The sequence below is a fragment of the Methanobrevibacter sp. genome, from assembly GCF_045603845.1.
In the GTDB taxonomy this organism is placed as follows: Archaea; Methanobacteriota; Methanobacteria; order Methanobacteriales; family Methanobacteriaceae; genus Methanocatella.
On sequence record NZ_JAZUMY010000094.1, the window covers coordinates 1 to 13,934 of the forward strand.

Below are 13,934 nucleotides of genomic sequence, written 5' to 3' on the forward strand. Positions count from 1 at the left end.
CGCATCTTGGATTTACCTGCTGCAAAAATTACAAACCAGGTTGTTCAAAGAGACAATCACGTGGAATTCATTTCAACCTTGGCAAACATTGCTTCAACATTGGATAAAATAGCTTTGGAAATCAGAAGCCTTCAAAGAACAGAAATAATGGAAGTTGGAGAATACTTCGATCCTGAAAAACAGGTCGGAAGCAGTACAATGCCACACAAAATGAATCCTATTACTGCTGAAAGGATTTGTGGTGTTGCAAGAATCGTGAAATCCTATGTCAATGCCGCTTTGGACAACAACCCATTATGGCATGAAAGAGACTTGACCAACTCATCCTGTGAAAGAATAATGTTTCCGGAAAGCTGCATTCTAACCGATTACATTTTAAATTTAACCATTAAACTAATGAACAACTTAGTATTCTACGATGAAAATATCGAAAGAAACTTGAACTTCACCAACGGTTTAATTATGGCTGAAAGATTAATGGCCGAACTTACAAGAGCGGGTATGGGAAAACAGACTGCTTATGGAATTGTAAGGAAAAACGCTATTAAAGCAAACAAAGAAAAATTATTGCTTGGAGAACTCATCCTGGAAGATGAAGAAGTCCAGAAATACTTAACAGAAGAAGACGTTGAAAAAATAATGGATCCCCACACATACACAGGTTCCATTGAAATCATTATTGATGAACTGTTAGAAGATTCCAAAACCTGGTTCTAGGTGATAAAATGAGTGTTAAAGAATTAAAGTCCATTGATATATCATCATATACGATAATATCAACAGGAATTACTGCTTTAATTTCCATTTTAATCTCTTTAATTATTGTTGGAGCCGTTAGCATTATCGTGCCGAATAGTTTTGGAGTGATGCTTTATATCATTCCTACGATTGTTTTCAGCGCAATAATATGCAGCATTTTCTTCAGCTTCAGTGAAGCTTACCTTTACAACATACTATCCAAAAAATTAGGATGCATCAAATTAGATATTGAAGGAGACTACATTAAAAAAATTTCAACAAAAGAAACTGCACTGCTTTTAGGAACAATTACCCTGATAATAGTTCTTGTTGTTTATCTGGCAACTGCATTTTTAATTCCATTGATTTTAAGTGCTTTAATAACTGTTCTGATGTATGCTTCACAAACTGCGGTTGCTGGAATGGCATATCAGGCAATGATATTGCTTTCCAATACATCAATTATCGTTTTAGGAATAGTTGCAGCAGTAATAATCACTACAGTATTCATATTGCTTTCAACATACATCTACAATTTATTGGCAAGCAGTGAAAGAGGAATTACTGTAAAACTTGAAAAAATAGGTGAATTCACACAATTAGAATCAATTGATCCATTGAATTTCGGTATTGCCATAGCAGCCATAAGTCTTATTTTAAGTATTATAATAGGATTGATTATGATTATAAGCGGTTCACCAGCATTTACTGCATTATCCAATGTTTTAGGAACATTTGTCATTTCCTTTATTGAAGCATTATTGATTGCAGTATTTTACAATTTCCTTGCTCCTAAAATTGGAAAATTAAAAGTAGAATTAGAATAAAGAAATCTTATGATTTCTTTTTTTATTTTAGGTAATTTGAATGAAAACTGATAGATTTGAAACATTTTTTGATGCTGTAATAGCTATAATAATCACAGTTCTTGTATTAAAATTATACCAACCAGAACAAGCCACATGGAATGCAATCTGGACACTTAATACACAATATTTAACTTACCTCCTTTGTTACATAATTAATTTTTAATACATGGTACAATGACCATGATTTTTTCAAATTAATTGATGAAATTGACAATAAGATAGTGTGTGTCTATGGCATATTGATATTTTTATTATCACTGCTCCCCTATTTTTCAACATGGTTAACTTTAAACTTCTTTTCAATACATGCACAATTGATATTTGGTCTATTATTCATTTCAACAAATTTAACATATACATTTTCAACTTATCTGATATGTAAAGCAAATCCTGAAAATAATATTTTAAATAAAATTAATTTTTTAAAAATTAGACGCTACATGCCAAATATAATCATTATAATTGGAATGATATTTACTTGCACAATTTTTATCCCTGCAACATATATTGCCTGTTTAATCGCAACATTAATGTGGATAATCATAGTTAAAATGCCGAATAACATGACAGAAGACAAAAATCGTTTTGAATCCTTGATTGACGCAATTGTTGCAATAATATTAACTATTATTGTACTGGAAATTACAATGGCAAATGGCGGCAGTATAACTGACCTCTTAAATCTGAAAGTTGAATTCTTAGCATATATAATAAGTTTTATAGTATGCTTTAATTACTGGATGTACAGTAATGACCTGTTCAATTCTGTAAGTAGAGTTAATTATAATGTGATCTGGTCAATGGGATTTTCATTATTTGTACTTTCACTAATACCTTATTTTACACAATTTGTTTCTGAAAATTTCTATTCAAAAGTAGCACAATCCATTTATGGGATTATATTTATTTTGATAATTATATCTTGGTTAATAACAGCAAATAACCTAAAGCAAATTAACAGTGACAGCGATAATCTTCAGAAAATGATTAAAAACAATTATCCATTATATGCAATGTTTATCATTGTAACGATTGGATTTATAATAGGATGCATTTTTTATCCTCCGTTAATTATGATATCCTGCCTTATATCAATCGTAGCAATATGGTGCATCAACATAATATCAAATTAATAAAAAATAGATAACTGGGAAGTTAATTTATCCGGCCACCATATTAAGTAACCTTTCCATTTAAATTATCAGAAATTAAAATTATTAAATGGAGAGTGAGTGTATGAAAGATATTTTCGATGAATGTAATTTTAAAGATTTAAAGCTCAAAAGCAGAATTATCCGTACTGGCGCCTGGCAAAGAGAAACTGAGGATGGAGGATATCTGACGCCTGTGATATATGACAGATATGAAAAGATGGCAAAAAGCGGCGTTGGACTGATATTATCTGAAATGTTTGCGCTGGATTATAAAGACAGATTTTTCGAATATTCTGCAAACATGAACTATAAGGGATTCGTTAAAGACTACAAAGAGCTTACGGACATCTGTCACAATTATGATGTTCCCGTATTAGGCCAGCTTGCATTTTTCTATTATGACGATGGTGATAACCAAAAGGCAGAGCCTAATGACCTGACAATTGAAGGAATAAGAAAACTGCAGGCCGAAGTGATTATGGCTGCCAAAAAATTCTCATTTGCAGGCTTTGACGGGATTCAAATAAATATGGGAAACAATTTCTATTTATCAAAATTTACAAACCCTTACTTTAATCAAAGAGAAGACGATTATGGTGGAAACACATTAAACAGAATAAGAATAGTTTTGGAAATCATCAAACTGATTAAAAAAACAATTGGCTTTCACGTTAGCTGCAGAATCAACATTGAAGATGTAAGAAAAGGTGGGCTGACACAGGAAGAAAGCTTGAAAATGGCAAAACTGCTTGCTGAAAATGGTGCGGACAGCATCCAAATTACAGGAAGGACCATCTCAATGAAATATGATGCAAAAGAAAAACATATATTTTTAGACTATGCCAATAAACTAGCACAGGAAGTAGATATTCCAGTAATATTGGCAGGCAATCTAAGAGACATGGAAAAAATGAACGAAATATTGAATACAAGCAATGTGGAGTTCATGTCACTGTCAAAACCATTTGTTGCACAGGCCGATTTCCTGGCCGATTGGAAAGCGAACGGAAAAGGGTCATCTCGATGCAAAGGTTGCAATAACTGCTATTCTAAAAAGGAAAGCAGATGCTTCCAATATACGGACTAAAGAAAATAGAATTAATTGATAATGAAATCGATTAATTTTTAACTCTTTTTATTGGCGGCACATAGCGTTTAAGTAACAATGAAAGAGAAATAACAGTTACTGAACTTAATGCCATAGCCAAACCGGCAAATTCCGGCTGGAACATTATTCCGAAACTAGGATATAAAACACCGGCAGCTACAGGAATCAATATTGAATTGTATGCGAATGCCCAGAAAATATTCTCTTTGATTCTTCTCATAACCTTCTTGGAGAACTGGACGGCCGCAACGACATTTTCCAAGTCGCCTTCCATTACTACAACATCACCACTTTCCATTGCAATATCAGTACCGTTACCCATTGCAACACCGATATCTGCCTGCGTAAGTGCCGGGGCGTCGTTAATACCGTCTCCAGTAAATAAAACTTTTTTAGAACCGTTTGCCTGAATATTTTGAACAATATCCAATTTGTTTTCAGGCAATATTCCTGCTTTTACATTGTCAATGCCTACATCCCTTGCAACAGACAGTGCCGTGCTTTCATTGTCACCTGTTAACATGTATGTTTCAATTCCCATATTGTGCAATTCTTCAATGGTTCTTTTGGAATTCGGCTTGACCTTGTCAGAAAGACTTAAAATTCCGCAAACGGATTCATCAATAGCCAGAAGAATTATTGTTTTGCTTTGATTTTCCAAATCCGTGAAAGTATTTAGAATATCTTCACTAATTTCAACATCATTGCTTTGCATCAATGATTTGTTTCCGGCCAAAACACGTTTTCCATCAATTACCGCTTTGATACCCTTACCAGTCACATTTTCAAAGTCAACCGTATTAAGCAATTCCAGTCCTTCTGCCTTTCTGACAATCGCTTTTGCAATAGGGTGATTGGAATTTTGCTCAACGGAAGCAGCAAGAGCAATTAACTCTTCCTCATCAATTCCATAGGCAATGACATCATCCACTTCAGGTTTACCTTCCGTGATAGTGCCCGTTTTATCAAATGCCGCAACATCAATCTGGCCGGCATTTTCAAGAGTATCCCCATTTTTAATTAGAATACCAAATTCGGCTGCTCTTCCAACACCGACAGTTACGGCAGTCGGAGTGGCCAAACCCAAAGCACAAGGACATGCAACAACCAGGATAGATATTAAGCAGGTTAAAGAAAACAGCAGTGTAGCTCCCAGAATGAAATACCAAATACAGAATACTATTATTGCTATCGTCAGAATAACCGGAATGAAGTAAGTGACAATCGTATTTGCAAATTTCTGAACAGGCGGTCTTGAAGACTGTGCCTTTTCAACTAAACGGATAATATTTGACAGAACAGTTTCAGAACCTATTTTCAATGCGGAAATAATCAAAACGCCGTCCTGATTGATAGTGCCTGCAAAGACTTCCTCACCATCCTTTTTAACTTTAGGAATAGGTTCACCATTAATCATGGATTCATCAACATATGATTCTCCACCAATAACTTTACCGTCAACAGGAATCTTATCCCCCGGTTTAACCATGAGCTTGTCTTCCAAATTAATTTCAGCAATCTGAACTTCTTTTTGAGAGATAACCTCATTGTTTTCATCGACTTCAACCAGTGTAGCTACTGTAGGCTGAAGACCAATCAGTTCACGAATTGAATCTGACGTTCTTTTTTTAGCACGAGCTTCCAAATACCTACCGATCATCAAGAATGAAGGCAGCATCACTGCAGATTCATAGAACATAAATGTGTGGTCCAAGACAATGCCAAATGTTCCCAAAATACTTGATCCGTAAGCAACGATAATACCCATTGAATACATTACATCCATATTTAGATTCTTATGCATTAGACCATTGATTCCTGCTTTTAAAATTGGAAGTGAAACATATAAAAATGGCAGAATACTTACAATCAAGGAAAGCAATCCCATAGATGAAATGTCAATTCCAGTGCTCATATGTATCTGATGAGTCAGACCCATTAAAGGATCCCACATACTATACATCAAAATCATTAAAATGGCGGAAAATATTAAACCAACAATAATGCGATTTCTTTTACTGATTAAATCCTGTCTGTAGAGCTCTTCCTCATCTATTTCTGTCTGCCCGTCGATTCCAAGAAGTTCGAAGCCCAGATTATTTATGACTTTCTCCATCTCATCAATCGTGACTTTGCTCTTATCATAACGGACATAAGCAGTTCCTGAAGTCAAATCCGCTTTAACATCAAAAATACCATCTAAACGAATTAAAAAGTTTTCAACGTTCATTGTACATGATGCACAATGCATACCATCAATCCTTAAAGTAACCTCATCGGAATGCAGTTCAAATCCCAAATTCTTAACGATAGATTCCATCTCATCATATGACATTTTTTTAGGATTTACTGTAATATGAAGTTTGTTTGAAGCCAAATCTGCATCTACTGCTTCAACCCCCTCCTCACGTTCAAATGTTTTATTTACACTCAAAACACATGAAGCACAATGCATTCCTTCAATAGGCACATCCATATCTTTAAGTTTTGCCATGCTACCACTACCTAATTATATTATTAATATATTTAAAAATTAGAATTAATAAAGTTTAGGTATACAAAAATTATAAAAAAATAAATTATAATGCACAGCAAGTGTCCTTGACAATTTTGCCGTCCTGAACAACACGAATTATGTTATCAGGATTAGTCAATAATTCTATATTGACTAAAGGATTCTTTTCGATGAAAATCATATCGCCGCATTTTCCTTCTTTGATGGATCCTATATCAGACCTTCCCAAAAATTCGGCAGCTTTTGTAGTTGCACATGCTAACGCCTGTTTTGGAGACATGCCGATGTCAACCAGATTAATCAGCTCTTTTAAATTATGGCCATGAGGAATTACGCCACTGTCTGTTCCCATTACAATATTAACGCCCTCATCATGAGCAATTTGGATATTCTCCTTGTGAACTTTAATGATTTCCTTTAATTTGGCCAATTTCTCATCAGCATAATTGTCCCATGAAGGAAAACCGTGCTCATATAAAAACTGATGGACCAATAGCGTAGGAACCAAAGTCACATCATTTTCCACCATCTTTACGGCAGTTCTAACGTCAATAAACGTTCCATGCTCAATTGATGAAAATCCTGCATCAATAGCCTTATTCATACCTTCCAGACTATGACAGTGGGCCGAAACCTTTAAATTATTCAGTTTGGCTTCATCAACAATTGTCTTAAGCTCATCAAAGTTAAACTGGGAAAATTCCGGAGAAGTGTTTGCAGTTAAAACACCTCCGCTGCACATCACCTTTATAAAATCTGCACCTGCCCTTTTGACTTCACGGGTTTTCTTTAAAACTTCAGAAGGACCGTCACATCTTCCTTTAGGAAATCCTGGATACATTATCTCCATATCAAAACCTGAAGGAAGCATCAAATCAAAATGTCCTCCGGTCATAACCAATGGAGTGACACATATTTCAAGTTTGGGGGCTGTAAATAAACCTCTCTCTTGTGCAAGCTTGACGCCCAAATCTGCAGATCCGCAATCTCTAACTGTCGTAACCCCTGCATTTATGGTTTGTTTGCCATGAGGAACACCGTTATAAAAATGAATGGCCAAAGGATTAGCCATGTTTTCTTCCTTATGAAAACCTTTGGCCAGAATATGCGTATGACAATCAATGAACCCCGGAAGAACATAATTGTCATTACCATCAATGACTTTGGCATTTTCTTTGGTGCTGATTTTTCCGGAGGATATTTCTTTGATGTATTTTCCTTCAATCAAAATATTCTGATTACCCTTGAACTCATCATTCGGATTAATGATGTTTACATTTTCAATTAGAGTTTGCATCTTACCACTTATAAAATTGTAATAGTTCCATTATCGCCGTCAACTTCAACTACAGTGCCGTTGGTCAATTCTTCAGTGCTGGCAGGTGAATCCACCATTGGAATATCTGACATTATGGCGCCGGTAGCTATAATCGGTTCTGCATTAAGACATATGATGGCTTTTGGAGCAGTATTGTTTTTCATCATCTGAAAAATCACATAAGAACCGACAGTAGAACCTTTTCCACCGGGAATAAATAAGACTTTATCTTTAATACTTTGACCTTTCAATTCATGGTTAGGGTCAATCACTTCACCGTTTTCCGGGTTTACTCCACCAAGAAAACTGATAGGCTCGGAACTTACAATCAGTTCCCCTTTGCCTTTTCCTTTCGCAATATTTCTACATTCAATCATTAAGAAATATTTTATAATAACTACTATTTAAAAAATTAGATTAAAAATTAAACAACATCCACTTTCATTACTTCACGTAAAACAGCTGTTGCATATGAGCCTTTGTTAATGGAAAATTCAGCTAGAACACCCTCATCCGTTGCCGTTGCAGATGCATCCCACACCTGGAAACGTACAGCCCTTCTAAGACCATGACTTCCCAAACGTGGCATTTTTGGAACTTCAAAATCGCTTTTTTCAAGACCATAACTGTCAAGGACACTTTTTTCCATTTCTCCGACTTCACCGCCTGCGAAAGGAACCTTGGTACCATATAACGGAACAGTAGGATTTACTTCAAAATTGTCAATCAGTTCCTGATATTCTTCAGGAGTTTTATCCCGAACGATACGTTCCTCATTATCAATTATGATATCCCCTTCAACATATCTGTTAATTCCCATTTCAACCCTGCGGCTGACGGCATCATTGAAAAGATAAGATTGGTATGCATGGACAAACATTCTCTGCAATGGCTTTGGAAGCGCATGCAAAGCGTTCATATATGCCTTATCAGTCAATTCGCCTTTTTTGGAATCCTTGATTAATTGGCGAATCATCATCTTTTCATATCTCATTCCTTTGCCCATAAGTTCCAAGGACTTTTCCAAATCACCATCATCATATGCCTGTCTTGCAAGCTGGTTTTCGCCGCTTTCTTCAGGAGAAGGATTTCCAATGTATCGCCTTACAGCTTCGGCCAGATCATTTTGTATTAACGCTTCACCGACAAGATGGGTGTTGGTTCTAGGCTTACCGAAACGCTGCCATCCATAATAATTAGGAACTCCTGTGACTTCCAATTCCTTTAATACTTCATTGGCAATGTCTGCACTTTTTTCAATGTCATCGAGGTCACGGATTAGAATTCTGAATTTGTTTCCGGTGAGCTGACCCATCCTGAGTTTTTTACGTCCTCTTGTAATTTCTAAAAAATCAGTCTTATAGATATCCAGGTTTTCAACTTGCCTGAACTGTTCTTCCGAGTCCATGTTTGCTATACAGATCCACTGTCTGGTTAGGGCCTTCTTATCCTTCATTCCGGCAAAGCCCATTCTTTTGCGGTCAATGTGCAAATCACGGGCAATATCCAGAACAACATCAAGGGTTGTCCTTCCGAGTTTCTCAATCCAAATCCAAACGTTCGGTCCTTCACCTGTCGGAAGCATTTCCGGAATTTCTTCAACATAAAAATCTTCATATCGGTTTCTAATGGACCCGCCGATTCCTTCTTGACCAGTAACATAAGTATTAGCATTTAACATAGTATCACAAAAACAAAAGTGCCCCGGCCGGGATTTGAACCCGGGGAATGGGATCCGCAGTCCCATGTGTTATCCAAACTACACCACCGGGGCGAGACAAAATAAGATATCACATTAATATAAGTTTTTCATAGTATATAATATTTTTTTAAAAAATACTTTAAAATTGACTATGTTATAAATATTTGATATAAGCATATTTAAATATTTAGAAGAATTAATAAAGATGAAATCCAAAATGCTTTTTTGAATAAAACAGAGAGTAAACATGAGTAAAATGATATTTAACTAGATTTTTAAAATTAAACTGTTAATTGAAGGCATTTAAACACCAAAGTAAAAAATATACAACACGAACCGGCTAATATAAATATTTATATAACATTAAAAAAAGAATGAATATTGTACATTATTCTGGTGGAGAATCACCACCACAAACCCATTCTCTGCTGGTAAAATGTGCAAAATTGTATGTAAAGGCTGGTATATTCACCACCAAACACGTATAAATGCCGGTCTATTACATACAAAGGGTAACTATTACCAAACATACAAAGTATATGAATAACCATCGAAATTTCGTGTTGCAACAGAAATGTCGTCCGCTTTAGAAAAATCACCTGATTGCGACAATATTTTTGAACCTAAAATATTGGACTCGACAAAACGATAATTAACCAGTTTCAATTCGCTGAACTTTTCATCGCAAAGCTGTGAAACTTCCCTTACTGATTTTTTGGAATTTCTATTGTCCTTTAAAATCTGACTAATTTGTGACAAAAAAGTACGGTCATCAAAATCAACCTTGCCACTTAAAATTTCCATTATATCCTGAGCATTTTTAGAATCTTTTGAAATATCTGAATATACGGGATTTTGAATTGAAATTAATGAATTTAACATTAGCATTGCGATGAACAGAATGCTTAAAGCAATGATGGCATCTGCTATATATAATGTTCCAGTATCATTTTTCATAAAAAGAGATTAACTCCCATATTATTTAAAAAATATGGAAGTGTGAAAAAATTAATTTTTATTTATATACTTTATAACCTTTTCCTTCTTAGCAATCGCATCTTCACATGCCTTTTGAACTTTTTCCTGCATTATTTCAAAGTCCTCAGGTGTTGTATCACCGACTAGCTTTTTAATTTTTGTGTATGCAGCTTCCCTAAATAAAGGAACAAGCTTTTCGGTTGAAGAGTCTTCCTTAATCAGTATCGGTTCGCCGCTGTCAGTGACCTGACCAATCTCTGAGATGTCAACGCCTGCTGATGAAACTGTCTTTTTAACATCTTCCGCAATATCTTCAGGAACAACTAGCATTAATGAATCTGTAGAAACGCCCAAAGGATCAATGTTTAAAGTTTCAAGCATGTTCAACACATTTGGAGCGACCATAGCCCTAATATCTTTTTCATAAAACTCCAAACCAACACCAGTAGTATTGGAAATCTCATGGGCATCTCCCCTAAGGCCACCGTTGGTAACATCAGTCATTGCATGAATATCCTTTACCAAATCCGCTTCAAACAATGATTGTGATGCCTGAACAAAATTAACGTTCATAGTGTCCCATACAACATCGAAAAAGCCATTATACAATGCAGTTGTTGTGATGGTTCCTCCGCCTGAACCTTCAGTTAAAAGGATTACATCACCTTTTGTTGCACCCTTACGTGCTGTTGGAGGATAATCTGAAACACCTACACTTCCTACAGCTGAAACAAAGCGGTCACCCAAAACCATGTCTCCGCCGACCCTCAAGGTACTTCCGGCCACAATAGGAACGCCTACAAGCTCGGAAACGGCAGCAACACCTGCAGTGAAATCGAAAATCTTTCCGACATCACCGTCATCCGCCAGGTGAACATCACTTAGAATAGCTACAGGGTCTGCGCCCATTACACAAACATCCCTTAAAGTTGCTCTTGTAACATGAAAACCGCCTAAAAACGGATATTCACTTAATCTTGAATGAATTCCATCAACTGCAGTGGTTATGTAAACATCGTCATTCTTTGCACGGGAACGTACAACACCTCCGTCGTCCTGTTCTGTCGGGTTTACAAGTGATGCAGTATTTGTTGAAGCCACTATATCTGCGATTCTTCTGTGAACAAAGAAATCTCCTGCTCCACGTGATCCGACACCCATTTCACCCATTCCAACACCTGATTTGGTGATTTCTGCAATTTCTTTTAAAAATTCATCATCACTTTCCTTTAGTTTTAAAGTTGTTGAAACCTCATCAATCACAGCCCGTGCCATTTTAACAGAGTTTTCATCGGAAATATCTTTATATTCCCTTATTCTTTCAGCCAAAAGAACTGATAAGTCATCATATGAATAGTCATCAATTCTTGCACGGACAAATCCTTCTATATCCATATAAATTACTCTCCAATATTAACAAAATTTTTTAAAATCTTAAGTCCTGCTTTTCCGCTTTTTTCAGGATGAAATTGTGTTGAAAATAAATTATTTCGGCTTAATGCCGCTGCAACATCAACACCATAATCACAGGTCCCTGCAATAATCTCACAATCATCCGGAATTACATGATATGAATGGACAAAGTAAAAATATTGCTTGTCCACATCTTCCAGAATAGGACATTTTTTAACTACATCCAGCTTATTCCAACCCATATGAGGAATTTTAACCCCTTCAGGCAAGTATTCGCAATGGCCCTTAAATAAATCAAGCCCTTTTACTCCAGGACTTTCTTCACTTTCACTCATGAGAACCTGCTGGCCTAAACAGACCCCTAAAAACGGTTTATCATCATTAACATGCTCTTCAATGACATCACGGAAAGCTTCCAAATTTTCCATTGCAGAACCGAAAGCTCCAACACCGGGCAAGACTAAATGCTTTGCATCAGCAATAACTTCCACATCATCAGTTATCTGAAAATCCTCACCAATCTTTTTAAATCCATTGGAAATGCTTTTCAGGTTTCCGCTTTTATAATCAATAATCGTTATCATATTATTACATCCATCCAATAGCTGATCTAATCATCAATCCAAAGTCCGAATCTACAATTTCATCAGTCCCCAATGTTTTAGAGTGCGCGTCTAGTTCAGCCACAACATGAGTATATCCCAATTCACGCAAAGGCTCCACTAAACGAGGCCCATCGGTTACAGCAACAGATTCCACATCAAAATCCTCTATTGGAAACGCATGAGGAACACCAAATACAACAATCAAATCCAAATCCATATCTTTAAGATAATCTGCTGCATTATCTGCAGTGATAGGGTATTCGTCAAGCCCTCCAGTGATGAAATCCGGCTTAATGTCCAATTGATCTTTAATGTTTACTGCATGTTGTCTAATTCTAGGCAAACCGATGTTTTCATCCAAATTAGCTACAAAAATAGGCTTATTGTCCGGATTAATTTCATTATAATCAAAATTTATGATATCCGCAAACAAATATGATGTTTCTTTTTTAACGTTAAGTACAAAAGCCACTTTCTTATTGTCTTTCAGTGCATTAACGACCGTCTTTGCAACAATTTCCTTTGAATCTCCAAAATTAGGTTTGATGTATTTTCCCTGAGCCATACCTCGAGTCTTTTCAACTTCAGTTGCCATCTCAAGCATTTTAATTTGCCTATCTGCCTCTTCCTGAGGAATCACTCCACATTCAACGGCAGCCTCTAAAACCATTATTGCTCCAACAGTATTGTCCCCTTCACCTGATCCTCCGTGAGATTCAACAGGGATTACTGTGCACGGCAAATCTGCTGTTGCAATTGCTTCCTTTAAATCCTCACCGATAATCATACTGGCGCAAGTGCCTGCTATTCCCATTAGCTTTGGCTTGAATGTATCATAAGCCTCAGTTAATGTGTCGACTAACTTTTCACCGGCACCTAATATAAAATCGTTTTCTGACATTCCTGTAGTTACAACACGCACACCATCACTTTCCAGAAGCCTTGCTGTTCTAAAACAGCACCCTGTAGGCCCATGCATGATAATAACATCAACATTCATATCTCTCAAAGTATAAAGAGTAGCAGCAATCGGACTTGGTCTTGGATGTATAATTTTAATCACCTAATTTTTCAATGAATAATTATTTAAAATTATTAGTTAATATAATTAATTAAGGAGATTGCATTATGAAACTTGATAAGAAAATTTTGGAAGAAAAAATAAGAGAGTACAGGACTTTTAAAAGCTGCTCTGAATCTACACTGATGGGACTTTGTGAAACTGCCGAATATCCCATTTCCCAATCAGACATGTGCAAGCTGGCCTGCGGATTTGCAGGAGGAATGGGCGGAACCTTTGATGAGGGAACCTGTGGAGCAGTTACAGGCGCATTGATTGCCAACGGCCTGATTGTTGATGATGAAGTGAAAATTAAAGCCAACGCCAAAGAAATTTTTAATGCATTTAAGGAAGAATACAGTACAGTGCGCTGCGATAAAATAAGTAAAAATGGAGAAGACAAATCCCCATGCGTTGACTGCTGCGTATTTATTGCAAATAAAGTTGCGGATTTGCTTGATGAATGAATATTCA

At 36.1% G+C, this 13,934-nt stretch carries 14 protein-coding genes and 1 tRNA gene; 6 read left to right on the top strand and 9 right to left on the bottom strand.

Annotation, left to right across the window (positions count from 1 at the left end; genetic code table 11):
• The 5 genes from ACKI2W_RS09195 to ACKI2W_RS09215 all read left to right on the top strand — a co-directional run.
• Positions 1-717, top strand: a 717-nt coding sequence (locus ACKI2W_RS09195; protein WP_407381413.1) for a lyase family protein, incomplete at its 5' end; no start/stop codon positions are given.
• A gap of 8 nt (positions 718-725) precedes the next feature.
• Positions 726-1,565: a hypothetical protein gene (locus tag ACKI2W_RS09200; RefSeq protein ID WP_407381415.1), complete on the top strand. Its 840-nt coding sequence runs from the start codon at positions 726-728 to the stop codon at positions 1,563-1,565.
• A 40-nt stretch (positions 1,566-1,605) separates the two neighbouring features.
• Complete coding sequence (locus ACKI2W_RS09205) at positions 1,606-1,770, top strand: TMEM175 family protein (protein ID WP_407381417.1); 165 nt, start codon at positions 1,606-1,608, stop codon at positions 1,768-1,770.
• 277 nt (positions 1,771-2,047) lie between these two features.
• Complete coding sequence (locus ACKI2W_RS09210; protein WP_407381419.1) at positions 2,048-2,740, top strand: TMEM175 family protein; 693 nt, start codon at positions 2,048-2,050, stop codon at positions 2,738-2,740.
• A 103-nt stretch (positions 2,741-2,843) separates the two neighbouring features.
• Complete coding sequence (locus tag ACKI2W_RS09215; RefSeq protein WP_407381421.1) at positions 2,844-3,848, top strand: tRNA-dihydrouridine synthase; 1,005 nt, start codon at positions 2,844-2,846, stop codon at positions 3,846-3,848.
• Between the two features lie 31 nt (positions 3,849-3,879).
• On the opposite strand, the gene ACKI2W_RS09220 is transcribed toward ACKI2W_RS09215, so the two are convergent.
• The 9 genes from ACKI2W_RS09220 to cfbD all read right to left on the bottom strand — a co-directional run bounded on the left by ACKI2W_RS09220 (position 3,880) and on the right by cfbD (position 13,451).
• Positions 3,880-6,363: a heavy metal translocating P-type ATPase gene (locus tag ACKI2W_RS09220; RefSeq protein ID WP_407381423.1), complete on the bottom strand. Its 2,484-nt coding sequence runs from the start codon at positions 6,361-6,363 to the stop codon at positions 3,880-3,882.
• Between the two features lie 85 nt (positions 6,364-6,448).
• Positions 6,449-7,681 (bottom strand): amidohydrolase family protein, encoded by a 1,233-nt coding sequence (locus ACKI2W_RS09225; protein ID WP_407381425.1) that lies wholly within the window; start codon positions 7,679-7,681, stop codon positions 6,449-6,451.
• Positions 7,682-7,689: 8 nt separating this feature from the next.
• The gene (locus tag ACKI2W_RS09230) at positions 7,690-8,079 is read right to left on the bottom strand and encodes a DUF126 domain-containing protein (RefSeq protein WP_407381427.1); all 390 of its coding nucleotides are present in this window, start codon (positions 8,077-8,079) and stop codon (positions 7,690-7,692) included.
• 47 nt (positions 8,080-8,126) lie between these two features.
• The gene (truD, locus tag ACKI2W_RS09235; RefSeq protein WP_407381429.1) at positions 8,127-9,383 is read right to left on the bottom strand and encodes a tRNA pseudouridine(13) synthase TruD; all 1,257 of its coding nucleotides are present in this window, start codon (positions 9,381-9,383) and stop codon (positions 8,127-8,129) included.
• A 19-nt stretch (positions 9,384-9,402) separates the two neighbouring features.
• A tRNA-Arg gene (locus ACKI2W_RS09240) sits at positions 9,403-9,476 on the bottom strand.
• A gap of 447 nt (positions 9,477-9,923) precedes the next feature.
• Positions 9,924-10,361 (bottom strand): hypothetical protein, encoded by a 438-nt coding sequence (locus tag ACKI2W_RS09245; RefSeq protein ID WP_407381431.1) that lies wholly within the window; start codon positions 10,359-10,361, stop codon positions 9,924-9,926.
• Between the two features lie 51 nt (positions 10,362-10,412).
• Positions 10,413-11,777 carry an AIR synthase-related protein gene (locus ACKI2W_RS09250; protein WP_407381433.1) on the bottom strand — a complete coding sequence of 455 codons (1,365 nt, stop codon included), beginning with the start codon at positions 11,775-11,777 and terminating at the stop codon, positions 10,413-10,415.
• 5 nt (positions 11,778-11,782) lie between these two features.
• The gene (gene hisH / locus ACKI2W_RS09255) at positions 11,783-12,379 is read right to left on the bottom strand and encodes an imidazole glycerol phosphate synthase subunit HisH (protein ID WP_407381435.1); all 597 of its coding nucleotides are present in this window, start codon (positions 12,377-12,379) and stop codon (positions 11,783-11,785) included.
• 4 nt (positions 12,380-12,383) lie between these two features.
• Entirely contained in the window at positions 12,384-13,451 is a 1,068-nt protein-coding gene (gene cfbD, locus ACKI2W_RS09260; protein ID WP_407381482.1) for a Ni-sirohydrochlorin a,c-diamide reductive cyclase catalytic subunit, read from the bottom strand.
• A gap of 77 nt (positions 13,452-13,528) precedes the next feature.
• Between cfbD and ACKI2W_RS09265 the strand changes: the two genes are divergently transcribed.
• Positions 13,529-13,927 (top strand): C-GCAxxG-C-C family protein, encoded by a 399-nt coding sequence (locus ACKI2W_RS09265; RefSeq protein ID WP_407381437.1) that lies wholly within the window; start codon positions 13,529-13,531, stop codon positions 13,925-13,927.
• Positions 13,928-13,934: the final 7 nt, after the last annotated feature.